Source organism: Gottfriedia acidiceleris, from assembly GCF_036421055.1.
Taxonomy (GTDB): domain Bacteria; phylum Bacillota; class Bacilli; order Bacillales; family Bacillaceae_G; genus Gottfriedia; species Gottfriedia acidiceleris_C.
Map to the genome: position 1 here is coordinate 434,069 of NZ_JAZGQS010000001.1, position 25,968 is coordinate 460,036.

Genomic DNA, 25,968 nt, shown 5'->3' on the forward strand with positions numbered 1-25,968 from the left:
TGGGTTAGTGGCAAATCGCAATTAAAAGGATGTCGTCGCAAATAAAAACCAGAAATCGCAATCATAAATAAAAATCAGAAATCGCCAATAAATCTGTAGAAATCACAATTAAAATCCGAATATTAGTAAGTAATCAGACAGAATCAATCAGCCTAACACGAAAATGGACTAAATGGTTAAAAAATTTAGGAATTAATAAGGCATTCTCGTAAAAAATATATTTAAAGTGGATCTATATTAAGATATTTTGAATTGAAAAAAGGATTTAAGGGATAATCCAGAGAGAGATTGTCAAAGAACAGATGCGAGCTTGTTCCACTTTTGTATTTATTATGGTTAAATAGAGATAGTTCATTAAAAGGGTGATTTGTATGAAAAAAGTAATTCCTTTGCTGATACTATTAGTAGCATTAGGATATTCAATTTTTCAATTATATGAGAAAAAAGAAGAAGAGAAAAAAGTCAGTAATAATAATGATGCTTATATTGCATCAATTCAAAAATTAGGTGTTCAAGTTGGACAGCAGGCACCAGATATACAATTGATGACTTTAGATGAAAAGAAGGTTAATTTATCTTCATTTAAAGGTAAGAAAGTAATCTTAAACTTCTGGGCTACTTGGTGCCCTCCTTGTCAAGATGAGATACCAGCATTAGAGAAATTCCATCAACAGCATAAGGATATTGAAATGATCGGTGTTGCGGATTATATTGGCGAGAAAAAGGATTTAAATTTTATCAAAAACTTTGTTAATAAAAACAGTATGAATTATCGTATTTTAATTGATGAAAACGGTGATAATTTTCGTAAATATGGCGTGATTTCAATCCCAACTACATACTTTATTAATCCGAATGGAGAAGTAGTTTTTAAGCAAATTGGACCATTGACTGAAAAACAATTAAATGCATTTTTAAAATAAGAAAAAATTTACTAAAATGTAAGAAAACTCTTTTTTTTGGCAATACTAACATAAAAAGAAGAGGTGAGTGTTTTGAGAAAGAAAAGACATAAGTCGTTTCAAGAATTAATTCTTGAAAATAAAAATTCTCTATTAAATGATGAAGAAGCTTTGAATAAAATATATGATCGACTAGAAGAACGTTTAGAAAGAAAAGCTAAAGCTGAGTAATTAGTCACTTTGAAAATCGAATCTTATTTATACAAGAGAAGGAATTATTTCCTTCTTTTTTTGTTGTCAAAATTGATCATTTTTTAATTTCCTATTACATAATTACAGCAACAAAACTCATACTATCGCTAGGGGGCGATAAAATGGGAAATCCAAAAAAACATCCTAAAGATTTTGTACCAAATCATATAGGTACTCAAAACAAAGCAGCTGGTGGGAATAAGGGTAAACAAATGCAGTATAAAGATCCTACTGGTAAACAACCAATCGTAGATAACGGGTAAAATTAAAAAAACAAAAATATAATGATGAAACGGAGTGTTATTTTTATGGAACATACACCAAAGCCAGATGATCGTAGTGATAATGCAAGTAAAATCCAAGATATGATTAATAATACGAAGGAAAATATGAACAAAGCAGAAGCTTCAATGAAATTCGGGAATGAACAGGATCGTCAAAATGCATTAGCTAAAAATCAACGTCGCGAGGAGTCATTATCAGCATTAGAAAGTGAACTAAGAGACGAGCAAGCATTTAATAATACAAATGACTGATTAAAAATAAGCTAGGTATTTAGAGTTAGCCTCATAAATACCTAGCTTTTCTTTATGCTCTTTTAACTACATTAAAATTAGCTTCAAGAAGTTCCCAATTTTGAATAAAAGGTAATCCTAATTTCCAATACGATATCCCACGTATTTTCTCTTCTTTTATTAAGTTAAACTTGGCTTGAATTGATCTTGCATCTTCGAACCAAACTTCATGTTTTTGACCATTTGATTCTGTATATCGGAAATGAGGTGCTCTAGCTCTGTTATCAAAAAGGATTTCGTTTGTCATTTGAATTGCTAAATTTGTAGCTGCCTCAGCACTTAATGCTTTAGCCATCGTACCTTGTTTAAATGGAACTTTCCAGTCAAATCCATATAAATTTTGACCCATTACAATTTTTGGTACAGGAATGACCGTTTTCGCATAGTTGATTACTTTACGAACTTGATCAATTGGTGATACGGCCATAGGAGGACCGCCTTGCCAGCCCCAATCATATGTCATGATGACAACGAAGTCTACTACTTTACCTATGTTAGCATAATCATGAGCTTCGTAAAATCTACCTTTTTGGTTTGAACTTGTTTTTGGGATTAAAGTAGCACTTAAAATAAATCCTTGAGGCAGCCTTGATTTTACTTTATTTAAAAAATTAATATAAGCTACACGATCAGTTGAAGCAACATCTTCAAAGTCTATATTTACTTCTCTAAATCCATATTTATTAGCAGTACTAATAATTGTATTTATTAGTTTATCTTGAACAGCTGGACTTTGTAATATATCGGTTGCAAGTGATGTTGAAAACTGTCCATTTTCAAGATTAGAGACAACCATCATATAAATACAGCGATTATCCCTAGCAATTTGAGGAATGTTTCCAAGCGGTGGTTCTGATAGTGTCCCATCTCTTTTTGCATCAAAGCTAAAATGCGCTAAATAAGTTAAAAACTTACTTTCAGTTCGAGCCGATTCTTCAAGTGCTGGTTTAATTGGGTTTGAAGTAGGTTGTAAATAGCCAATTGATTCGATATTTCTTTTTTTTCGTGGTGGAAGATGTAGCTTTTGGCCGATATTTAATGAAGCATATGGACTAATACCACTTAAAGTTGCAATCTGACTTGATGTTACACCATAGGTTAGAGCTAAATCATGTAAGTTATCACCGGGTTGAACAAAATATTCGTTTCCTGTAGTTGGTACAACAAGCGATTGACCTTTTATTATTTTATAAGGAGCTACAAGAGCATTTGAATTAATGAGTGCTTGGCGTTCAACTCCATAAAAATCTGCAATACTCATTACTGTTTCTCCACTTTTTACAACATGAATTTGCATCAAGTTTATCTCCTTTCATTAAACGTAGATATTCGTCTCTATTAAATATATGCCGAAGAGTTTGGATTAGAAGAGAATAGGTGGAAAAGCAAATCGAAATTGATTTTGAACATAAAAAACCTAGCCAAAGCTAGGTTTTTAGGACAAATATTTATTTTTTTGATTCTTTCTCACTATTTGGATCAAGCGGGAATTGAATGATATTTGAGTTACTGCCTGAGACAGTAGGGAGTTTACCATCCCATTTCTCTGCTTTTTTGTATTCAATTAATTCATTGGTCAACGTTTGTTGGATTACTTGGTTCGCTTTTGCTTGACCTTGTGCTCGGATTAGTTGTGAATCAGCATCAGCCTTTGCTTCTACTTTTTTCTTTTCTGCTTCAATCTTAGCCGTTTCTAGTTCAATTTTTTTACGATCATTTTCTTGAGCAGCTTGTACACGAGCATCAATGGCATCTTGCGTTTTTGCGTCTGGTTTTGGTGTTCCTAATGTTAAATTTTCAACAAAAAAACCAAGTACTTTTACATCGTCTTTATAAATTGTTTCAATATCAGCTGAGGCATTACTTGATTTCTCACCGTATAATTGCAAAACTGTGTATTTTGATACGGCAATTCGAGCTGCATCTTGTAAACGTTTCTTTAAATATGTATCCTCTATTTCTTCGATCGACACAGGTCCAAACTCATTAAACATTGATACTACTTTAGAAGGATCTATTTTATATGTATATGATAAATCCATTTCGATTCTTTTACCATCTGAAGTAGCTAATGCAACGTCTTTATATTCTACAGTTCGAAGACGGACAGGATATTCGGTAACTTTATCGAATAAACCAACGAAATTCCAACCTTGTGATAATGTATTTTTCTGTATTCCTCCATTTGGTGAATAGACAACCCCTACATAACCAGGTGTTATTTTTTCAATGAAGAATGTGGGAATTGTTGCGATTAAGATCAGTGCTATACCCGCGATGATTCCTCCAATTAGTTTACGATTGAAAAATGTAGTCTTTTTTTCATTTGGACGAATTTCCATTATTTTTTTCCCCCTTATCCTTTAAAATATTTTTTACTTTCACGGATTTCTCTCCAATTTTTTCAAATGTTGGAGAAAGAAGAAGCCACACTCCGAATAAAAAAAGAAGGATGATTAAGATTGAGCCCACTAGTACCTTCAAGAAGATCGACCTCCTAACTAATGTTAAAAAACCATTAGTATTTTATAAGAAAATTATAACATTTAGGATAAGTTAAAAAATAGAACAATTATTAATTTTTTGGTAAAGTATTCTGTAGAAGAATAAGAGGTGACTTTATGTTTATTTCAGAAAAATTAGTTGAAGTAAGATATGCAGAAACGGATGCAATGGGTGTTGTTTACCATGCAAATTATTTAGTATGGTTTGAAATTGGACGTACCCAATTAATAAAGGATTTGGGCTTTAATTATGCAGAAATGGAATCACAAGGTGTTATTTCTCCAGTGATTGATTTGAATGTTTCATATAAGAAGAGTCTTCGATATGGACAGACTGCTACAGTAAAAACAAAAATTAAATCACTCACACCACTTAAAGTGATCTATGAATATGAAATCCTTAATGAGGAAGGCGATATTTGTTGTATAGGAAATTCAACACATGTCGTTGTTCATAAAGAAACATTTAGACCGATTAAATTTAAGAAAGTGTTCCCTGATTGGTATGAAGCATATGAGAAGGCGATGGAGCAGGAATAAAGGGATAGATAAAGAAATCAAGAGCTACAAAAATAAAAGATTAGAGAGGGAAGATTTTAATCTTCAATCTCTAATCTTAAGTATCTCTTGCTTTTAAAATTTTACTTTTGGTTCTGTTTTGTCTTTAATTCTTTTTATATTTGGACGATGTTTATATACGACAAAGATTGTAAGTACAATCAAAATATAAGTTATTATGTATCCATTGTCTTTAATTAGTCCAGTGTATTCCATTATAAAAGCTAAAATTGTACCTAAAAAAGCTGTTAACATTGACGAAAGTGAAACGTATTTTGTTGTTTTTAAACTAATAGCGAAGATAATGATTAAGCAGACAAAAAGTAGTGGCGATGCATATAATAAAATCCCTGCAGAGGTTGCTACCGCTTTACCACCTCTAAAACCGGCAAATATTGGATACATATGACCAATAACAGCAACTAGGCCGATAATTAAAGGGTGAATTCCATGATAATGGAATAATACAGGTAATGAAGCTGCTAGAGTTCCCTTTAAAATATCTCCAAGTGTTACAATAATACCTGCTTTTTTACCTAATGTGCGGAATGTATTTGTCGCACCAAGATTACCGCTACCGTGTTGACGGATATCTACTCCGTAAAATATTTTTCCAACTACTAAACCGAATGGTACAGATCCGATTAAATAGGCTAGTACAATAATGACCAAACTCATTTTCTAGCTCCTTTTCAAACAATAATAAATTAGTGCAGTATCATATGATTTTATCATAATTTTAAGCGAATATATAGATAGTTGCTTTAGAATATTAATTCAAATGAGGAAACAAAGGACATTTTATTTTAGGTAGAAATGCTTATATCTATCAATTTTTATGGAAGGAAAAAAATATGAACCCGACAGTTTTAATTATTGAAGATGAAAAAAGGTTAAGAGAAATCGTAAAAGAGTATTTTGAAAATGATCAATTTACAGTAATCGAAGCAGAAGATGGAGAAGAAGGCATAAAGAAATTTAACGAAAATCAAGTAGATTTAATTATTTTAGATTTAATGCTACCTAAATTAGAAGGATGGGAAGTTTGTAAGCTAATTAGGGAGCAATCAAGCATTCCAATCATTATGACAACTGCTCGCTCAGAAGAAGAAGATCAATTACTTGGTTTTGATATTGGAACAGATGAATATGTGACAAAGCCATTCAGTCCTAAAATTCTAGTAGCAAAAGCAAAAAGTGTCCTTAGAAGAACGGCTGATTTAAAAGAAGACGATAAAGATACTAAAACGATTTGTGGCATTACAATCAATACATCATCAAGGACTGCTTCAATTAATAATGAGTTATTACAACTCACGAATAAAGAGTTCGAATTATTATGTTATTTAATAGATAATAAAGGCATCGTATTAACAAGAGATCAATTATTAAATAATATTTGGGGCTTTGATTATTTTGGTGATGGAAGAACTGTAGATACACATATAAAAAAACTGAGACATAAATTGGGAGACAAAGCAAAGCATATAGCAACAGTTATTAGAGTAGGCTATAAGTTTGAGGAGTAGATGATGAAAAATAGTATAGTCCGTAAACTTTTTTTATCCATAACGTTATTACTAGTTATTTTTTTAGTAATTGTATTTGTTGGACAATCAATCTTTCTGCAATCGTTTTATACGAATAAGAAAGTAAATATTGTAACAGAAGAACTAACACAGTTTGCTAATGGGTATAAAGCGGGTAAATTTAACAACAATCAGTTTCAACAAGAACTATCCAAACTATATTCGAAATACAATACAACTTTAGCCGTTTTAGATAAAAGAGGGGTCCTAAAAGCTGAGAATAATTTTGATTTAACCGTACTCACAAATGATGGAAAGAAGGTATATGTACCTTTAAATAATCTATTATATTCGGATCAAATAGACAGCATTTTAGGACTTAATATTAAAGAAAATTCAAGGATTACAATCAGAGGTTATGTTCAAGATGATTATTTTTTTCCACTCTATATAAAAACGAATATGGGTGTTTGGCAAGAGGAAAATCAGCCGGCTAACACGGTTCAATTGTCATCTAAAAATAGTCTTCAGGAAATGGTGAATATTGAAATTAAAGGGAAAGTTGTTAATTTACATTTACCGATTGCAAATCAATATACGTATTCAGCTCAAATGAACTCATTAATGGGTGCAATATCTGATTGGACAAAGAGTAATGAAGATTTTTCTAACTATACGAAGCAGGATTTCCCATTAATTTATCGCTATTTAGACCGAGCAAATGGATTAGAAAATAAAGTTTTTATTTACCCAATTACTACGAATAAAGGTTCAAAAGAAGTTATTTTTGCCATTACATCTCTTCAACCAGTAAATGAAGCAATGTACGTACTAAAAGATTTTTATCTATACGCATTTATTATTGCTTTACTATTGATTGTGATTGTATCTTTTTACTATTCGAAATTAATAACGAAGCCATTATTGAAAATGAATTCTGTAACAAATCAATTAGCAAAGTTAAATTTTAACGAGAAAATTGATATTCAATCTGATGATGAAATTGGCCAATTATCCAAATCAATTAATTCATTATCCGAGAATTTAGCTAGTACGATTGAAAATTTACAGCAGGCAAATGTTAAATTAATGAAAGATATTGAAAAAGAAAAACAGTTAGAACAAATAAGAAAAGAGTTTATTAGTGGAGTATCTCATGAGCTAAAAACTCCTTTGAGTATCGTGCAAAGTTATGCAGAAGGTTTAAAAGATGGATTAAATATTGAAAAAAATGGTTATTATGCAGATGTAATCCTTGAAGAAGTTGACCGGATGAACGGTTTAGTTGTCGATATGCTTGAACTTTCCAAACTTCAATCAGGAACATACACACTTAAAAGTGAACCTTTCTTAATTGTGGATTGTATAGAAAATGTGATTATTCGCATGTTTGAAAATAGTAATATTCAATACCATTTCAATTTTAATTTAGATGAAGATACGCTCGTAATAGGAGAAAAAAGAAAAATAGAACAAGTACTCATTAATATCCTTTCAAATGCTATCCATTATGGTAACCCAGGTAGTGTCATAGAAATGAATTTATTAGATGAAGGGGATTATGTAAATATCGCTATTTTTAATGAAGGTAATCCAATCCCTGCTGATAAAATTGATAAAATTTGGGATCGCTTCTATCGAATTGATGAATCAAGAAATAGACAAAATGGTGGAACAGGTTTAGGTTTAGCAATCGTAAAAACGATCCTTGACTTACATCATTCATCTATAAAAGTTCATAATAAGGAAGATGGAGTTGAATTTATTTTTAATTTGAAAAAATATTTAAATTAAATCAAAAAGTTCACAGCAAATACACATGAGTGGGTTAAATTAATATCAATCAAAGATACCTACATATTGGAGGAATGAATTATGGGATATTATGATGAAACAGATTTATACGATGAAAATAATCCTAAAAGGCAAAAGAGAAGTAGACGTGGGGGGTATCCACTAGTTACAGGTTTTATTGGAGCGATAATTGGAGCTGTAACGATTTCAATCGTATCCCCAGATATTTTTAATTTAACAAATAAACCTGCAAACTTATCAAATGATACGAATACAGTACCAACACAAGTTATTAATGTATCACGCGAAGATTTGACAACTACAATTCAAAATGCACGTAAATTTGTAGTAGGAGTAAATAATTATCAATCATCAAATCCATTTTCAATGGAAACTGAAGAAGCAGGATCTGGTTCTGGGGTAGTTTATAAAAAAGTAGGAAATAAAGCTTTAGTAGCGACAAATAACCACGTTGTTGCTGGTGCAAAACAATTAAAAGTTAAGATGGCAGACGGTCAATTAATAGATGCTAAACTTGTTGGAACAGATGAATTATTAGATTTAGCTGTTGTAGCAATTGATGCAAAATATGTTACGAATATCGCTAAATTAGGTGATTCAGAAAAAATTAACGTAGGTGAAACGGCTATTGCAATTGGAAATCCCCTTGGATTTTTAGAAAGTACAGTAACAGAAGGAATTATAAGTAGTAAAGCTCGAGAAATACCACAAGATATCGATGGAGATGGAGTTGCAGATTACCAAACTCAAGTAATTCAAACAGATGCTGCGATTAATCCTGGTAATAGTGGTGGTGCTTTAATCAATGCTAAAGGTGAAGTAATCGGGATTAATTCAAGTAAAATTGCCGAACAAGCTGTTGAAGGAATTGGATTTGCGATTCCAATGAATATTGCAAAACCAGCTTTAGATCAAATCGAAAAATTTGGTGAAGTCACTCGTCCTGTAATGGGTGTAGGCTTAAAATCACTTAATGAAATACCGCAATTTAATATTGAAGAAACATTAAAATTACCTGGTTCTGTTACGAAAGGTGCCGTAGTTACGCATGTTGACCCAAATACTCCTGCTGCGAAAGTTGGAATGAAACAATTAGACGTTATCGTTGCACTTGATGACAAACCAGTAAGTGACGTAATTTCGATCAGAGAATACCTCTATTCACACAAAAAAGTTGGAGATAAATTAAAAGTTACTTATTACCGTAGTGGTAAATTAATGAATTCAACATTAACATTAGCATCTAGTCAATGATTGACAGGTAATTGACTTAGGAAATATGATAAAAGAATAATAAATAAGCGAAAAGTTATCTTTTCGCTTATTTTATAAAGAAAGGGTGATTAGCAAATGAGTAAATACCCATCAAGAGAAGAAATTGGCAAGATTTTAAAATCAAGTAAAGTAATTGCTGTTGTTGGATTATCAAAAGACCCGTCTAAAACGTCTTATATGGTAAGCAAGGCAATGCAAGATGCTGGGTATAAAATTATTCCAGTAAACCCAACGGTTGATACTGTATTAGGAGAAAAAGCAGTAGCGAGTCTAACAGACATAAAAGAAAAAGTCGATATTGTAAATGTATTTAGAAGACCTGAACACCTATTACCTGTAGCAGAAGAGTTTCTAAAAATTGATTGCGATGTTTTCTTTGCACAACTTGGAATCGAAAACGAAGAAGCATATCAATTGTTAAAGGAAAATGGTAAAACGGTCATTATGGATCGTTGTATTAAAGTTGAGCATGCAATGACAAGATAGGCCGTTAAAAAAGCTCACTGTTTTCGGACTGGCTTTTAGACGCTCGTTTTCTTCGTTGCTTTAACTGTGATGTTGATATACCGAAAAGGGTACTTAGGTCATCTCCAGTATTCGTGACTCGAAATTTAAGCGCTTGCAATCAGTCTGAAGATGAAATTTTTAAAATTGTTTTTAATCTGGCTCACTGTTAATCAGTGAGTTTTTTTAACGGAAGATCGAGTAGGGATTAGAAAATTAGGGTATGTCGAGGAATCGTTCGACATGCATAAAAATAAATAAGTAATTAAAAAGCCACTTTGTATGATCTTTAAATTTGAGTTTTGTTTATTTATTTTATCAATTTTCAACTTAAACCTTGTTTTTCTTGATTCTAAAATCCAGTTTTTTATGAAGTTTTCCGATATTTTTTTTCATGTTCGACTTGTAAGTTAGGAAAAAAACCATTAACATGAACGATTAGAAGAAACATTTTATTTATACTATGATATAATGGAACGGATGTTCTTATGTAAGTGTTTAGTTAGAAAGGAGAAATGGTGTTGGCAAAGAATGAAACAACATATAACGAAGATGCGATACAGGTACTAGAAGGTTTAGAAGCTGTACGTAAACGACCTGGAATGTATATTGGCAGCACAGATAGTAGAGGTCTGCACCATTTAGTTTATGAAATCGTAGATAACTCTGTAGATGAAGCATTAGCTGGTCACGGGACTCAAATAGATGTGGTTATTCATAAAGATAATAGCTTAAGCGTAAAAGACCATGGTCGTGGGATGCCTACTGGAATGCACAAAATGGGAAAACCAACTCCCGAAATTATTTTAACTGTATTACACGCAGGTGGTAAATTTGGACAAGGCGGTTACAAAACAAGTGGCGGTCTACATGGCGTTGGTGCATCAGTAGTAAATGCTTTATCAGAATGGTTAACAGTTGAAATTCACCGTGAAGGAACAATTTACAAGCAACGTTTTGAAGATGGAGGTAAAGCAGTAACTTCATTAGAAATTGTTGGTAAGACAAGACGAACTGGTACAACAATCCATTTTAAACCAGATCCAACTATTTTTAGCACTACAAATTTTAACTTTGATACTTTATGTGAAAGACTTAGAGAGTCAGCATTTTTATTAAAAGGATTAAAAATAACAATTAAAGATGAACGACATGATGCGTTTGAAGAGTTTTATTATGAAAACGGTATCGAAGCATTTGTATCGTATTTAAACGAAGAAAAAGAAGCGCTACATCCTGTTGTATTCTTTGAAGGATTACAAAATAAAATAGAGGTTGAATTTTCGTTCCAATTTAATGACGGATACTCGGAAACAATGCTTTCTTTCGTAAATAATGTTCGTACAAAAGATGGTGGTACACACGAAGTTGGTGCAAAAACCGCTTTAACAAGAGCATTTAATGAATATGCAAGAAAAGTAAGTCTCTTAAAAGAAAAAGATAAAAATCTAGATGGAGCGGATATTAGAGAGGGATTAGCTGCAATTGTATCTGTACGAATTCCTGAAGAGCTACTTCAATTTGAAGGACAAACAAAAGGTAAATTAGGTACTAGTGAAGCAAGATCAGCTGTTGATTCAGTTGTTTCGGATCAATTAGCTTATTTTCTAGAAGAAAATCCAGACATTGCAACTTCATTAGTAAAGAAATCTATAAAAGCTTTTCAAGCTAGAGAAGCTGCAAGAAAAGCACGTGAAGAAGCAAGAAGTGGTAAAAAGAGAAAACGCTCAGAAACTTCATTAAGCGGTAAGCTCACACCTGCACAGTCACGTAACCCACAGAAAAATGAATTATACCTAGTTGAGGGTGATTCAGCTGGTGGAAGTGCTAAACAAGGTCGTGATCGACGTTTCCAAGCAATATTGCCCTTGCGCGGTAAGGTGATCAATACCGAGAAGGCAAAACTTGCTGACATAATGAAAAATGAAGAGATTAATACGATTATTCATGCGATTGGTGCAGGAGTAGGTAGTGATTTTGATATAGAAGATGTTAACTATGACAAAATCGTTATTATGACCGATGCGGATACCGATGGAGCGCATATTCAAGTACTTTTACTAACATTCTTTTACCGTTATATGAAGCCATTAGTAGAGGCTGGTAAAGTTTATATTGCCTTACCTCCTTTATTCAAAGTAAGTAAAGGTTCTGGAAAAAAAGAAGTAATTGAATACGCTTGGTCAGAGGTAGACTTACAAGATGCAATCAAAAAAGTTGGTAAAGGGTATATGATTCAGCGTTACAAAGGACTTGGTGAGATGAATGCAGACCAACTTTGGGAAACAACGATGGACCCTGAAACGAGAACACTTATTCGCGTGAAAATTGATGATGCTGCAAGAGCAGATCGTCGTGTAACTACTTTAATGGGTGATAAAGTTGAACCTAGACGTAAGTGGATTGAATCGAATGTAGTATTTGATTTAGATGAAGAGGATAAAATTTTAAACAATGAGCAAGTTGAAGTAGATTCAGAAGGGAGCAATGTCTGATGCAATCATCGGAAAAATTATATAATATCCCTTTAGAAGATATAATCGGTGACCGTTTTGGTCGATATAGTAAGTATATTATTCAAGAACGAGCATTACCTGATGCTCGTGACGGATTAAAGCCAGTTCAGCGTCGTATTTTGTATTCAATGCACGTTGAAGGAAATACGCAAGACAAGCCTTATCGTAAATCTGCTAAAACAGTCGGAAATGTAATTGGTAATTACCATCCTCATGGTGATACTTCTGTTTATGATGCGATGGTAAGATTAAGTCAAGATTGGAAATTAAGAAATGTATTAATTCAAATGCACGGAAATAACGGTAGTATTGATGGAGACCCTCCAGCAGCTATGCGTTATACAGAAGCTAGGTTATCAGCAATTGCAAGTGAACTATTAAGAGATATTGACAAAGAAACAGTTGATTTTGTGCCAAACTTTGACGATACGAGTATGGAGCCTGTTGTTTTACCATCAATGTTTCCAAATTTACTAGTCAACGGTAGTACTGGAATCTCTGCTGGTTATGCAACTGAAATTCCATCGCACCACCTTGGAGAAGTAATCGATGCCACGATTATGCGAATTGAAAATAAAAACTGTACAGTAGATGATTTAATGACCGTAATCCATGGTCCTGATTTTGCTACTGGAGGGATTATTCAAGGTGTAGATGGAATCAAAAAAGCTTATGAAACAGGAAAAGGAAAAATCATTATTCGAAGCCGTGTTCATACGGAGGACTTACGTGGTGGTAAACAGGCTTTAATCATTACAGAAATTCCTTCAGAAGTGAATAAAGCGAATTTAGTAAAGAAAATAGACGAGGTTCGTCTTGATCGAAAAGTAGATGGCATTACGGAAGTGCGTGATGAAACAGATCGTACTGGACTACGTATTGTCATTGAACTAAAAAAAGATGCCAATAACGAAGCGATTTTAAATTATTTATATAAAAATACGGAGCTTCAAATACCTTATAACTTCAATATGGTTGCGATTTATAATCGTACACCAAAACAGATGTCATTACCGGCAATTCTTGATGCTTATATTGAACATCAAAAAGAAGTCATTACAAATCGTTCAAATTTTGATTTAAGAAAAGCAAAAGCTCGCCAACATGTTGTAGAAGGTTTAATGAAGGCTTTATCGATTTTAGATGAAGTGATTACAACTATTCGTTCTGCAAATGATAAACGCGATGCAAAAGATAAGTTAATCGCTCAATTTGAGTTTACTGAACAACAAGCGGAAGCAATTGTTATGTTACAGTTATATCGTTTAACAAATACTGATATTACTGCATTACAAGAAGAAGCAGATGAGCTAGATAAAAAGATCAAACAGCTAGAAGCAATTTTAAACAGTGAAGCAAAATTATTGTCAGTTATCAAAACAGACTTAAAGAAAATTAAGTTAAAATATGCAGACGACAGACGTTCAACAATTCAAAAAGAGATTGAAGAAATTAAAATTTCTAGAGAAGATATAATCGCTCAAGAAGATGTCATTGTCACTGTTACAAGTGAAGGATATGTTAAACGAACAAGTCCAAGATCTTTTTCAGCTTCTAATGGGAAAGATTACGGAATGAAAGAAGGCGACCGTTTAATTTATCAAATAGAAAGCACAACGACGGATACGCTAATTTTATTTACGTCAAAAGGTAACTATTTATATTTACCAATTCATGAAATGCAGGATATCAGATGGAAAGATATGGGGCAACATGTTGCTAATATTATTCCTATTGATCGAGATGAAGCAATTCTTTCTGCTACGGTCGTCAATAATTTTGAAGAAAATAGAGATTATATTTTATTTGTCACAAAAAATGGTGTTGTAAAACGTACAAGTATACAACAATTAAAAGTACAACGTTATTCTAAACCACTTGTCGGTATGTCAATTAAGTCTGATGATTCCTTAATTTTTGCTGGTGTCACTTCAGAAACTGATCAAGTTTTATTGGCTACAAGTTCAGGGTACACATTGTTATTTAAGGTTGAAGAGATTAGTATTCAAGGATTAAGAGCTGGTGGAGTTAAAGGAATTAACTTAAAGGATCATGATTTTGTAGTTTCTGCAGACACGATTAGTAATGACGTGAAGGAAATTTTTTGTGCAACACATCGAGGGGCAATTAAAAAAATGAAACTCGATACAATCCCTCAAAGTTCTAGGGGTACACGAGGAGTTAAAGTACTTCGAGATTTAAAAAATAATCCTCATTTATTAATTGGGGTATACGCAATAAATGAAAAAGATATGTTTGCTTTATTAAGTAAATCTGGTCAATTTGAGACTGTTGACCCAACTGATTTAAGAAATAGTGATCAATATAGTAATGGCTCGTTTGTTATGGATACAGATGATTCTGGAGAAATAAAGACGATCATTCGATATAAAAAAGAAGAAAATAATTAAAATTAGGCCTATTCCAAGCTTTTTGGAATAGGTTTTTTTGTCGAATTTGTCGAAAAACGTAAAATGATACTAAGAAAATATTTTTTAAAGATTAACCTAGTAAAATATATTGAAATCTTTTAATTTTATATTTCGAGAATAAGGAAAAAAGGTTTTTAATAATTATTTAATGGGAATAATTACCTAAAATAACAAGGAATCGACAGAATTGTCGAAATATTTTGAACCAAAAGAACTTGTCTAACGAAAAAATATAGCTTACTATTTTCTTAAGAATTTTAAATTTTCAAAAAATAGGTTTTTAAGGGGGCGTACATATGGTTTTTAAGAAAGGATTTGCAATTTTAGCATCAGTATCGTTAACTGCGGGTATTTTAGCAGGCTGTGGAAGTAATAGTTCAAAGGATGGAAACCAAGTCATTAAAATCGCAACAAATACACCACTATCTGGTAATAATGCAATTTTAGGTGAATCCATTAAGCTTGGAGCTCAGCTTGCATTAGAAGATCAAAAAGCAGCTTTCAAAAAGTTAGGCTTTGATTTAAAGATTGTACCTTATGATGACCAAGGGGATCCAAAAAAAGGTGTAGCAAATGCTGAGCAGTTAGCTGCAGACAATAAAATCCTTGGTGTTGTAGGACATTTAAACTCTGGTGTAGCAATTCCTTCTTCTGTAAAGTATGAGAAAGACCATATCGTAATGGTATCTCCTTCAAATACTGCAAATGAAGTAACTGATCGTGGATTAGGAGTAGTTAACCGAATTTGTGCTCGTGATGACTTCCAAGGTCCTGCAGGTGCGAATTTCGCTGTTAATACTTTAAAAGCTAAAAATATTTTTATCATTCAAGATAAAACACCTTACGGAACTGGTTTAGCAAATGAATTCAAATCTGCTGCTGAGAAATTGGGCGCTAAAATTCTAGGTGAAGAAGGAATCTCAATCGGAGATAAAGATTTTAACGGGGTACTAAATAATGCAATTGCGAAAAAGCCTGATTTAGTATTCTTCGGTGGACTATATGCTGAAGGTGGCATTTTATTAAAACAAGCACGTGAAAAAGGATTAAACATCCCATTCATGGGTGGAGATGGAATGGACTCTTCAGGTTTAGTTGATATTGCTGGAGATGCTGTTAAAAACTTCTACTATACTTCAGTAGCTGGAGATACGTTAAAAACAGATAAAGGGAAAGCTTTTGCTGACGCATATAAATCTAAATTTAATAAAAACATCGAATCGTTCTCATCTTATGGCTATGATTCTGCAGGCGTTTTATTAGCAGGATTAAAAAATGCGATCAATGACAATAAAGGAAAAATGCCAACACGTGAACAAGTTGAAAAAGCAGTACGTGCGATTCAAGATTATGATGGTGTAGTAACGAAGGTAGGCTTCGACAATAAAGGAGACAACAAATACGCGAAAGTATTTATTTATACGTTTAAAGAAGCTAAATATCCTGGTACTCAAGAAGGCGAAGTTTCTAAACCTTAATTAGAAACGATACCAACCAGAAAAAGAAAAGAGTATCCCGTAAAAAACGAGATACTCTTTTTCTCACAATAAGTTGAGAAATTTGTAAAAAATTGGAATTTGGTAGGAAATAAACTACATTATTTATAGGAGGTCTTATACATGAATGAAGTAATCCAAACACTACCTCAAGTACTAATAGACGGTCTTGTTTTAGGAGCGGTATATGCAATCGTAGCACTCGGTTACACGATGGTTTATGGGATTTTGGAACTAATTAACTTTGCACATGGTGAAATATTCATGGCAGGTGCGTTCATTGGTACTGCGATATTAATTACATTTACTGGTTTAGGTTTATTAAGTAGTTTACCTGCAATTATCGTATTAGCAATTGTTTTAATTATTGCTTCATTAGCAACTGGATTCCTTGGAATGGGGATCGAAAGGGTGGCGTATCGCCCATTACGTAAAGCACCAAAATTAATTACATTAATTACAGCAATTGGTATTTCATTTTTACTACAAGATATCGTACGTTTTATTGCTGAATTAAAAGAAGGAAATTACATTATTACTGGCCCATCACTATTTTCAGGACAACACCAAATTAAAACTAGCTCACTTCTTTCTTCATTTGGAAATGCACAAATTAAATCAGCATCAATTATTATTTTAGTCGTTGCAGTTGTAATGATGATTTCATTAGATTACTTCATCAATAAAACAAAATGGGGTACAGCAATGCGTGCAGTAGCTCAAGATCGTGAAACTGCATCATTAATGTCTGTTAATGTTAACAAAGTCATCTCTTTAACATTCTTTTTAGGATCTGGATTAGGTGGTGCAACTGGCGTGCTCTTTGCATTACAATATAACACAATTGATCCATACATTGGTTTTATTTTAGGCCTAAAAGCATTTACGGCAGCAGTATTAGGTGGGATCGGAAATATCCGTGGTGCAATGTTTGGTGGTTTATTAATCGGTATAATCGAAGTATTTGCGGCAACAAATTTATCAACATTAACACACGGCATTTTCCCATCAGAATATAAAGATGTAGTTGCATTTGCAATATTAATTCTAGTTCTAATATTCAAGCCAGAAGGTTTATTAGGTAAACCTGTAGCTGAGAAAGTGTAGGTGAATTAGATGAAGAGCTTATTAAATGGGTTAAAACAATCAAATAAATTACAAGGAATTTTCTTAGGCGCTTATATCATTGTTACATCATTAGGATTATACCTTTTGCAAGAATCTGTTACAGCATTTCTATTAATCTTGTTCTCGCTTTACTTATTATATAAAACTAATTTTCCAGTCAAATTAAAATGGAGCATTGGAATCCTAGTTTTAACTGTGATTATGCCGTATGTTGCATCACAAGGTACAGCATTTGAATCATATATGGGTGTAGCGACTTTAGTTGGAATCTATGTTGCAATGGCACTTGGATTAAACGTAGTAGTTGGTTTAGCTGGGCTATTAGATTTAGGATTTGTTGCCTTCTTTGCAATCGGTTCATATACTTATGCAATTTTTTCGACTAAACAAGTTACGAATTTCTTACATTTTGATTTCCTTCCGTTTTCAGGAAACTCATTCTGGGTATTTATCATAATCGGTGGAATTATCGCTGCTATTGCTGGCGTATTATTAGGTATTCCAGTACTTCGTGTAAAAGGTGATTATTTAGCAATTGTAACACTAGGATTTGGAGAAATTATTCGAATTGTATTTAATAACTTAGATAAACCAGTAAATATTACTGGAGGGGCACAAGGTATTTCTTCTATTCCAGCTCCAACGATATTTGGACTAGAGATTGATAATTCCGGCCAATTTTATTATGTTGTGTTAGTTGTTTTATCAATCGTCATTTTAGCTGTAACTAGATTACAAGATTCTAAACTTGGACGTTCTTGGAAAGCGGTACGTGAGAATGAAATCGCTGCACAAGCATCAGGCATTCACTTAGTACGTACAAAATTAATTGCATTTGCAATCGGTGCTTCTTTCTCAGGAATGATGGGAGTAGTATTCTCTGCAAAGCAAATGTTCATTGACCCGACAAGCTTTACGTTACTTGAATCGATTACGATCTTGGTAATGGTTATTTTAGGCGGAATGGGTAGTGTGCCAGGTGTTATCCTTGGAGCTGCTCTTGTTACAATTTTAAATCTACAAGTATTAACAGAAGTAACAAACTATTTAAACCAATTAACATTAGATGGAGTGATTAATTTACCACCGGCTTTATCTCCTTCAAAAATGCAACGTATGATTTTCGGACTGATTTTAGTATTTGCAGCAATTTTTAGGCCAAAAGGATTATTGCCTGCCAAAAATAAGGTTGTTCCAAAAGAAGACGTCGTAGATCAAACTGTAGTCGAAGAAAAAACACGCACAGTTTCATTTTAAGAGAGGAGGTTATCAAATGTTAAAAACAACGAATTTAACGAAAAGTTTTGGCGGTTTAACTGCTGTTAATAATGTCAATATTGATATTAAAGAAGGCTCAATTACAGCAGTTATTGGACCAAATGGAGCTGGAAAAACAACATTTTTTAATATGATTACTGGTGTCTATACACCTAGTAGTGGTGAAATTTTGCTAGGGAATGAGAGTTTAGTAGGGTTAAAGCCACATACAGTTAATAAAAAAGGGATCGCTCGTACATTCCAAAATATCCGTTTATTTAATAGTATGACCGCTTTAGAAAATGTCATGGTAGGAATGCATCAGCATTTAAAGTATGGAATTTTTTCAACAATATTCCATTTACCTAAATTTAAAAAAGCAGAAAAATCGGCGATGAAAGAAGCTTATAAATGGTTAGAATACGTTGGATTAGCTGATGTTTATAATGAGGAAGCATCGAGTTTATCATACGGTGCCCAAAGACGACTTGAAATTGCGCGTGCATTAGCATCTCAACCAAGAATCTTACTTTTAGATGAGCCAGCTGCAGGGATGAATCCGAAAGAAACGAAAGAATTGACTGATTTAATCTATCATATGAGAGATGACCTTAACTTAACAATCGTCTTAATCGAACATGATATGAAGCTTGTGATGGAAATATCCGAGTATCTATTTGTACTTGATCATGGCGAAAAAATTGCAGAAGGAAAACCACTCGAAATTCGAAATAATCAAAAAGTAATTGAAGCATATTTAGGAAAAAGTGCAGTGACTACTGCATAGTGAAAGGAGTACGAAAAAATGACGCTATTACAATTAAAAGATATTAACTCTTTTTACGGTGGTATACAAGCACTGAAAAATATTAACATTGAAGTAAATGAAGGCGAAATCGTAACATTAATTGGAAGTAATGGTGCGGGTAAATCTACTACTCTAAAAACGATTTGTGGCCAAGTTAAACCAAAATCTGGAACGCTTATATATAAAGGTGAAGAAATTATAAAGCTACAATCCCATGAAATTGCTTTAAAAGGAATCGCCCATGTACCAGAAGGAAGAAGAATTTTTTCTAAATTAAGTGTAAAAGAAAATTTAGAAATGGGAGCTTTCTCAGTTAAAGATAAAAAACTAATCGCTGCACGAATGGAAATGGTATTTGATTATTTTCCAAGACTGAAAGAGCGTTTAAGCCAAAAAGGCGGTACGATGAGTGGAGGAGAACAACAAATGCTAGCGATTGGAAGAGGGCTGATGATGGGACCATCATTACTAATGCTAGATGAACCATCTATGGGTCTTGCTCCAATTATCGTTGAACAAATATTTGAAATCATTGAGCAACTAAACAAACAAGGAATGACAATCTTATTAGTCGAACAAAACGCATACCAAGCATTACAAATTGCTCATCGAGGTTATGTCATTCAAACAGGTGAGATTCAAATGGTTGGTGAAGGTAAGACATTAATGGATAATGAAGAAGTGAAAAAAGCTTATTTAGCTTAATAAATCTTCAAATCAAAGGGGATGTATCATATGTCAGGTCAACTGACATTTGAACATCCCTTTTTGCTGTAATTGCTAATGAAAATTCATTTACAGAGGGTATCTCGAAGACACTATGCATTTAAAGTTTATTTTACAGACTTTTTTAAAGATAAATGGCAGATTTGGATTAGTATTTTATTGTTTAAAAAGATATATGATAATTTTACACTTGATCGTTTCTACAATGAACTAATAATTGTATAGGGATACTTTTACGGGTATAGGTAATTTTTTACTTTAATTGCAGATTCGCTGATTTTAAATGTAGTTTCGGTAATTTTAATTGCAGATTCACTGATTTTATTTCCAGTTCAGCCGATACTTTCCTAAGGTTTTCTCTACAAAAATAAAAAGAGGGAACCCCATTTAGATTCCCTCATTAACATGAAATTTTATCTATTAGAAATAAATTCCGAAACTTTTAATTGCTCTTCACTTGAAGCATTGTTAATGGAAGATTGAAGTGATTCCTCTAGTAAACTACGATTCTTGTAAAAATCTTCATGTTTACTATTATAATAGTACTTCACTGCTTCTAAATCTGAGAAAAACTCTTTTCCAAGCTTTAGAAGAAATGTTACTGGAAGTCCTTCGATCACTACTGTATTTACATTTTCAGAAATTTCATTTACCGTACTGTTTGAAGTTGAAATCATTTCCTCGTTTAATTCTTTAACAAGTAATTGTTCGAACCCTTTTATTTTATTGTTTCTTTTGTTTACGATTCGCTTTTTGTTTGTCTTTAATAAACGAATGGAATGATGTTTATCAAGCAATACTGCTGAACGTTTCTTTTTCTTTAAAAAAATGCTGCTACTCAAAACTAGCACTCCCTTCTGATAGTTAGGTATATAAATAAAACAACTTTTCTATCATACCAAGTAATGCTCATACTGTAAAGGTTTTATCTTTACATGTAGAATCCTCTGAAAAATTCAATAAATTCACAGTATATTTTTATCATAATTGTTCATAATAATAATTGACTTAAACATGGTCACTTTGTTAAAATAACAACATATTATTTATTACATATAACGTTGACGGAAAGAAGTACCTAAAGATTATTTTGCTTAGCGAGTTGAGGATGGTGTGAGCTCAATCAAAACCTTTAGCGAAAGGCATTCCTGAGTTAATTTTTAAAGTGGACAATTTTTTTAATTGTCAACTAGGGTGGAACCGCGGGTGCATATACAGCTCTCGTCCCTAGGCAGAAAATGCCTAAGGATGAGAGCTTTTTTATTTCATTCTTGCATTTTCAAAAAACAATTGAAAATTGGAGGCAAATGAAATGTCAGAAAAATCGATGGATGTTGTAGTAAGTCACGCTAAACACAGAGGATTTGTATTTCCAGGATCTGAAATTTACGGTGGTTTAGCAAATACGTGGGATTATGGTCCACTTGGTGTTGAATTAAAAAATAATGTGAAAAAAGCTTGGTGGAAAAAGTTTGTTCAACAAAGTCCATATAATGTTGGATTAGATGCAGCAATCTTAATGAATCCACGTACTTGGGAAGCTTCAGGTCATATTGGTAATTTTAATGACCCAATGATCGATTGCAAAAATTGTAAAGCTCGTCATCGTGCAGATAAATTAATCGAAAATGCACTTGAAGAAAAAGGAATGGAAATTATCGTTGATGGTCTTCCATTTTCAGAAATGGCTAAATTAATTGAAGAACATAAAATTGCTTGCCCTGATTGTGGTAGCCATGATTTTACAGATATTCGTCAATTTAACCTAATGTTTAAAACATTCCAGGGTGTTACTGAATCAAGTACGAATGAAATTTTCTTACGTCCAGAAACAGCTCAAGGTATTTTCGTAAACTTCAAAAATGTACAACGTACAATGAGAAAGAAAGTACCATTTGGTATTGCTCAAATTGGTAAAAGCTTCCGTAACGAAATTACTCCAGGAAATTTCACGTTCCGAACTCGTGAATTTGAACAAATGGAGCTTGAATTTTTCTGTAAACCAGGTGAAGAGTTAGAGTGGTATTCTTATTGGAAAGAAACTGCTAATAAATGGCTTTTAGCTTTAGGTATGAAAGAAGAAAATCTTCGTTTACGTGAACATAGTGCGGATGAATTATCACACTATAGTAACGCGACAACTGACTTTGAATATAAATTCCCATTTGGTTGGGGCGAATTATGGGGCATTGCGTCTCGTACAGATTATGATTTAAAACAACATATGGAATATTCAACAGAAGATTTCACATATCATGATCCAATTACAAATGAAAAATATGTTCCATATTGTATCGAGCCATCATTAGGTGCAGACCGTGTTACATTAGCATTTTTAATTGATGCATATGAAGAAGAGGCATTAGAAGATGGTACTTCTCGTACAGTAATGCGTTTACATCCTGCATTAGCACCATATAAGGCAGCGATTTTACCTTTATCTAAAAAATTATCTGAAAATGCTCAAGAAGTATTTGCTTCTTTAGCAGAAGAGTTCAATGTTGATTTTGATGAAACTGGTTCAATTGGTAAACGTTATAGACGTCAAGATGAAATCGGTACTCCTTTCTGTATTACGTACGACTTCGAATCAATTGAAGATAAAAAAGTAACTGTTCGTGACCGTGATACTATGGAGCAAACTCGTGTTGCAATAAGTGAATTACAATCATTTTTAGCAAATAAAATTAAATTTTAATTTAGTTTTTTGAAATAAGGTGTCCTTTTGGACATCTTTTTTCATATATTTTACTAAAGCTTGTTTAAAGTTTAAGAAATATACTAAAAATGGTAAAATAAAGGTATAAAATAAAGGAGGAGTTTAAATGAGGAGTTCAAATCCTATCTTAAATTCTGAACGATTAACGAAATCAAGGCATTCTGCTAAGGCAATGACGATCGGTGGGACAATTGGTAAAACAATTATCGCATTAATCTTATTAATCGCAACTGCAGGATATTCATTTTATCTAACGGCTACTGGAACACTTAATTCTAAAGTGTTTATTGGATGTTTAATCGTTGCATTCATTATTGGCTTGGTAACATCTTTTTCTCCTAGAATTGCACCGATTACTACACCTATTTATGCAGCAGTTGAAGGGATTCTAATTGGTAATATTTCTGCTGTTTATGAAGCAACATATGGAATGATTGTTCTACAAGCGGTTCTATTAACAATTGCAATTATAGCAGGTACATTAATTTGTTATGCTACTGGACTCGTTAAAGTAACGCACCGTTTTAGATCAATTGTTTTCGGTTTAACAATCGGAGTGTTTATATTTTACTTACTAACGATGGTCCTTCAACTTTTCCATGTTCCAATTCCATATATCCATCAATCTGGTCCAATAGGGATACTTGTTAGTTTAGCGATACTTGTTATTGCTTCATTAAATCTATTCTTGGATTTTGATCTAATTACAACAAGTGTTAGACAAGGAGCACCAAAAGAATTCGAGTGGTATTGTGCTTTTGGTTTATTAGTAACAGTCATTTGGGTTTATATTGAAGCACTTCGATTCCTATCAAGGCTTCGCGATTAAATAATTTTAGTCAGTCACCTTACTCTCAAATGAAAGTAAGGTTTTTTACTATATTTTGATTTGAATTCGATCATGAATAGATAGAATGACAATAGTAGAAAGTAGGGAAATAGATGAGTAAGAAAAAATTTGAAGTCTTTGAAAATGAAACAATTAATGATTGCTTAGAGAGAATGGAAAGAGAAGGCTATAAACCTGTTAAAAGAATGGAAGTACCAATATTTTCAGAACAAATGGTTAATGGAAAGGTAGAAATTGAACCAACTGGAAGAAAGATTGTATTTGAAGGCAGATTAAATAAGAATTAATACGAATAAAGATAATAATTTAATGGAATAGTAACCTTATATGAATAAAATGAGGTGAAAATATGCATAAATTAGCATGTCCACGCTGTAAAACAAACAAAAGTAGATTTTATTTAATTGAACAAAACCCAAAAGCAGTTAAATTAAATGCTCAAAGCGGAGATGTTGAAATAGAAGAATATGTTTCAAGTGGGCTAGATCCATTTTTTGTTCCATATAAAGGTCCAGAATATTTAGTTCAATGTGGAACTTGTGGTTTAATTGATCAAAGTGTAATGTTTGAAAAAACAGCGGATTCCTTGAAATAAATTTTTTAAAAAACAACTATGTGCGTAGGCATAAATAGAATTAAAATAAGATGACCTCTATTTTGAGAGATCATCTTATTTTTGTGGATAAAAGATTCCATTGCTAAAATGAGAGTAAATATATTTCTTGAATAACAAATCTATTTAGAACCAATCTTTTTTCTTGAACCACATCACTAATCCAATCACGATCAATAGCATAATTACCCAACAGTAATAATAACCATATTTTAATTGAAGCTCGGGTATGTGAACAAAATTCATTCCATATACGCCAACGATGAAGGTTAGTGGCATGAACACAATTGAGACCGATGTTAACATTTTCATCGTTTTATTCATTTTGTGTGAGTTTGTTGAAATATAACTTTCTCTAATGTCATTTGCCACTTCCCTGTTATCTGCGATGTCATCTAATAATTTTAATAAATGTTCGTAGACGATCCGTAATTTCTTTGTCGTTTCTTTGTCAATTTCAACGTGGGTTGAATTTAATATACGATAAATTAAATCTTTTGTTGGTTTAACTGTTTTTCTCATTTTTGATAACTTGCTTAATTGTTTTTTAATTCCATCAATCATGCTAAGATCGGAATTTGATCCTAATTCATCAATCTCTTCAATGTCATCTTCAATTTTTTGGACAATTGGAAAGAATTTATCAACAATTTCATCACAAATGTGATACAGGATTCTTTCTGGTTTTATTCCTTTTGTATTCTTTAATCCTTTTAGTTTGTTCCAAACAATTTGTATCGCATTTGACTCCTCCCAACAAAATGAAACGATGTATTTGTGGGACAAAAAAAGATCGATTTCAGCTTGTTCCATGTTCTCCTGCAATGATTGTAGAATAATAAAACGATAGCCATCGTAATAATCCATTTTTGGTCTTTCTTTATAACTTACACAATGCTTAATTGCTATTTCATCGAAATGGAAATGAGTTTTCAATAGGTCAATTTCTTCTTTTTCAGGTTTTCCAAAATCGACCCAAACCCAATCAATTTGTTCGGAATTTAATTCTTCAATTGATACATCAAACGTATGGGTTCCGTCCTTGTATACAGCCATCGTTTTGATCATTTTGGCACACCCTTTTTCTCTTTAATACTCTCCAAAACAGTTTAACACAATATACTCTATTAGTTTTTTAAAAAATAATGAGAAAGTATTAACGATCAAGAAAAGTTTGTATTGTTTAAAAAGTGAAAATTAGAAAAGAAATAGAATTGAATAAGGAAGAGAAAGAATATTTGCTGTTCTTCCCTTATTAACCTTTTCATTTTAAAGTTCTGATTACCATTGGAATAAGGAATTAAAATTAAGAAAAAAATAAATTTAAGAAAACTTTGACTTATTAGCAGTCGATGGATATAATAAATAACAATTAAAGCACACAAATGAATTCAATGACGAGAAAAGTAATTTTCGTTACTGTTCTACAGAGAGCCGGGGAAGCTGAAAGCCGGTGAATAGTACTTAAATGAAGATCCTCTCCGAGAAGTCAAACTGAAAACATAAGTA

The 25,968-nt window shown here is 32.6% G+C and carries 25 protein-coding genes and 2 other annotated features (1 of these 27 running past the window's edge); of the genes, 20 read left to right on the forward strand and 5 right to left on the reverse strand.

All coding sequences use genetic code 11. The features are described from left to right. Positions 1-371: 371 nt before the first annotated feature. From RAH41_RS02050 to tlp, 4 genes are all read left to right on the forward strand, one after another. The gene (locus tag RAH41_RS02050; protein ID WP_331220257.1) at positions 372-923 is read left to right on the forward strand and encodes a TlpA disulfide reductase family protein; all 552 of its coding nucleotides are present in this window, start codon (positions 372-374) and stop codon (positions 921-923) included. Positions 924-995: 72 nt separating this feature from the next. Then, entirely contained in the window at positions 996-1,133 is a 138-nt protein-coding gene (locus RAH41_RS02055) for an FbpB family small basic protein (RefSeq protein ID WP_082459651.1), read from the forward strand. Positions 1,134-1,276: 143 nt separating this feature from the next. Beyond that, positions 1,277-1,417, forward strand: coding sequence for an acid-soluble spore protein N (locus RAH41_RS02060; RefSeq protein ID WP_056476763.1), 141 nt, complete (start codon positions 1,277-1,279; stop codon positions 1,415-1,417). A 45-nt stretch (positions 1,418-1,462) separates the two neighbouring features. Next, a complete protein-coding gene (tlp, locus tag RAH41_RS02065) occupies positions 1,463-1,690 on the forward strand; it encodes a small acid-soluble spore protein Tlp (RefSeq protein ID WP_331220261.1) in 228 nt (75 codons plus the stop codon). Between the two features lie 52 nt (positions 1,691-1,742). Here the strand turns inward: tlp and RAH41_RS02070 are convergent, their stop codons facing one another. Both RAH41_RS02070 and RAH41_RS02075 read right to left on the reverse strand, forming a co-directional pair. Further along, on the reverse strand, positions 1,743-3,029 hold the full coding sequence (locus tag RAH41_RS02070) for a glycosyl hydrolase family 18 protein (RefSeq protein WP_331220262.1): 1,287 nt from the start codon (positions 3,027-3,029) through the stop codon (positions 1,743-1,745). Positions 3,030-3,177: 148 nt separating this feature from the next. Next, entirely contained in the window at positions 3,178-4,071 is an 894-nt protein-coding gene (locus RAH41_RS02075) for a prohibitin family protein (protein ID WP_331220263.1), read from the reverse strand. 279 nt (positions 4,072-4,350) lie between these two features. Here RAH41_RS02075 and RAH41_RS02080 point away from each other — a divergent pair, with 279 nt between their 5' ends. Beyond that, positions 4,351-4,773: a thioesterase family protein gene (locus RAH41_RS02080; RefSeq protein WP_331220264.1), complete on the forward strand. Its 423-nt coding sequence runs from the start codon at positions 4,351-4,353 to the stop codon at positions 4,771-4,773. Positions 4,774-4,866: 93 nt separating this feature from the next. Here the strand turns inward: RAH41_RS02080 and plsY are convergent, their stop codons facing one another. Next, positions 4,867-5,469: a glycerol-3-phosphate 1-O-acyltransferase PlsY gene (gene plsY / locus RAH41_RS02085; RefSeq protein WP_069032376.1), complete on the reverse strand. Its 603-nt coding sequence runs from the start codon at positions 5,467-5,469 to the stop codon at positions 4,867-4,869. 176 nt (positions 5,470-5,645) lie between these two features. Between plsY and RAH41_RS02090 the strand changes: the two genes are divergently transcribed. From RAH41_RS02090 to RAH41_RS02140, 11 genes are all read left to right on the forward strand, one after another. Next, positions 5,646-6,320 (forward strand): response regulator transcription factor, encoded by a 675-nt coding sequence (locus RAH41_RS02090; protein ID WP_331220265.1) that lies wholly within the window; start codon positions 5,646-5,648, stop codon positions 6,318-6,320. Positions 6,321-6,323: 3 nt separating this feature from the next. Next, a complete protein-coding gene (locus RAH41_RS02095; RefSeq protein ID WP_331220266.1) occupies positions 6,324-8,114 on the forward strand; it encodes a sensor histidine kinase in 1,791 nt (596 codons plus the stop codon). A gap of 81 nt (positions 8,115-8,195) precedes the next feature. Beyond that, positions 8,196-9,389 (forward strand): S1C family serine protease, encoded by a 1,194-nt coding sequence (locus RAH41_RS02100; RefSeq protein WP_331220267.1) that lies wholly within the window; start codon positions 8,196-8,198, stop codon positions 9,387-9,389. 96 nt (positions 9,390-9,485) lie between these two features. Then, positions 9,486-9,896, forward strand: a complete 411-nt coding sequence (locus RAH41_RS02105) for a CoA-binding protein (RefSeq protein WP_331220268.1) — start codon at positions 9,486-9,488, stop codon at positions 9,894-9,896. A 539-nt stretch (positions 9,897-10,435) separates the two neighbouring features. Further along, complete coding sequence (gene parE / locus RAH41_RS02110; RefSeq protein ID WP_331220269.1) at positions 10,436-12,409, forward strand: DNA topoisomerase IV subunit B; 1,974 nt, start codon at positions 10,436-10,438, stop codon at positions 12,407-12,409. Further along, entirely contained in the window at positions 12,409-14,841 is a 2,433-nt protein-coding gene (gene parC / locus RAH41_RS02115) for a DNA topoisomerase IV subunit A (protein ID WP_331220270.1), read from the forward strand. The genes parE and parC overlap by 1 nt, the downstream gene beginning before the upstream one ends. A gap of 317 nt (positions 14,842-15,158) precedes the next feature. Beyond that, entirely contained in the window at positions 15,159-16,340 is a 1,182-nt protein-coding gene (locus tag RAH41_RS02120; RefSeq protein WP_331220271.1) for a branched-chain amino acid ABC transporter substrate-binding protein, read from the forward strand. Between the two features lie 141 nt (positions 16,341-16,481). Next, on the forward strand, positions 16,482-17,465 hold the full coding sequence (locus RAH41_RS02125) for a branched-chain amino acid ABC transporter permease (protein WP_331220272.1): 984 nt from the start codon (positions 16,482-16,484) through the stop codon (positions 17,463-17,465). A gap of 9 nt (positions 17,466-17,474) precedes the next feature. After that, complete coding sequence (locus RAH41_RS02130) at positions 17,475-18,743, forward strand: ABC transporter permease subunit (RefSeq protein WP_331220273.1); 1,269 nt, start codon at positions 17,475-17,477, stop codon at positions 18,741-18,743. Between the two features lie 16 nt (positions 18,744-18,759). Beyond that, positions 18,760-19,530, forward strand: a complete 771-nt coding sequence (locus tag RAH41_RS02135) for an ABC transporter ATP-binding protein (protein WP_331220274.1) — start codon at positions 18,760-18,762, stop codon at positions 19,528-19,530. Positions 19,531-19,548: 18 nt separating this feature from the next. After that, a complete protein-coding gene (locus RAH41_RS02140) occupies positions 19,549-20,256 on the forward strand; it encodes an ABC transporter ATP-binding protein (protein ID WP_331220275.1) in 708 nt (235 codons plus the stop codon). Between the two features lie 434 nt (positions 20,257-20,690). Here RAH41_RS02140 and RAH41_RS02145 read toward each other — a convergent pair whose 3' ends face one another. Further along, the gene (locus RAH41_RS02145; RefSeq protein ID WP_129691899.1) at positions 20,691-21,119 is read right to left on the reverse strand and encodes a hypothetical protein; all 429 of its coding nucleotides are present in this window, start codon (positions 21,117-21,119) and stop codon (positions 20,691-20,693) included. Between the two features lie 210 nt (positions 21,120-21,329). After that, positions 21,330-21,509, forward strand: a binding site (T-box leader). An 80-nt stretch (positions 21,510-21,589) separates the two neighbouring features. On the opposite strand from RAH41_RS02145, the gene RAH41_RS02150 reads away from it, so the two are divergent. The 4 genes from RAH41_RS02150 (at position 21,590) to RAH41_RS02165 (ending at position 24,441) form a co-directional block, all read left to right on the forward strand. After that, a complete protein-coding gene (locus RAH41_RS02150) occupies positions 21,590-22,975 on the forward strand; it encodes a glycine--tRNA ligase (protein WP_331220276.1) in 1,386 nt (461 codons plus the stop codon). Between the two features lie 127 nt (positions 22,976-23,102). Further along, complete coding sequence (locus RAH41_RS02155; RefSeq protein ID WP_331220277.1) at positions 23,103-23,825, forward strand: Bax inhibitor-1/YccA family protein; 723 nt, start codon at positions 23,103-23,105, stop codon at positions 23,823-23,825. Positions 23,826-23,938: 113 nt separating this feature from the next. Then, the gene (locus RAH41_RS02160) at positions 23,939-24,133 is read left to right on the forward strand and encodes an NETI motif-containing protein (RefSeq protein ID WP_331220278.1); all 195 of its coding nucleotides are present in this window, start codon (positions 23,939-23,941) and stop codon (positions 24,131-24,133) included. 62 nt (positions 24,134-24,195) lie between these two features. Further along, a complete protein-coding gene (locus tag RAH41_RS02165) occupies positions 24,196-24,441 on the forward strand; it encodes a DNA alkylation repair protein (RefSeq protein WP_331220279.1) in 246 nt (81 codons plus the stop codon). 144 nt (positions 24,442-24,585) lie between these two features. On the opposite strand, the gene corA is transcribed toward RAH41_RS02165, so the two are convergent. After that, positions 24,586-25,527 (reverse strand): magnesium/cobalt transporter CorA, encoded by a 942-nt coding sequence (corA, locus tag RAH41_RS02170; protein ID WP_331220280.1) that lies wholly within the window; start codon positions 25,525-25,527, stop codon positions 24,586-24,588. A gap of 317 nt (positions 25,528-25,844) precedes the next feature. Continuing rightward, positions 25,845-25,968: a binding site (T-box leader), on the forward strand; it runs 121 nt beyond the window's last position.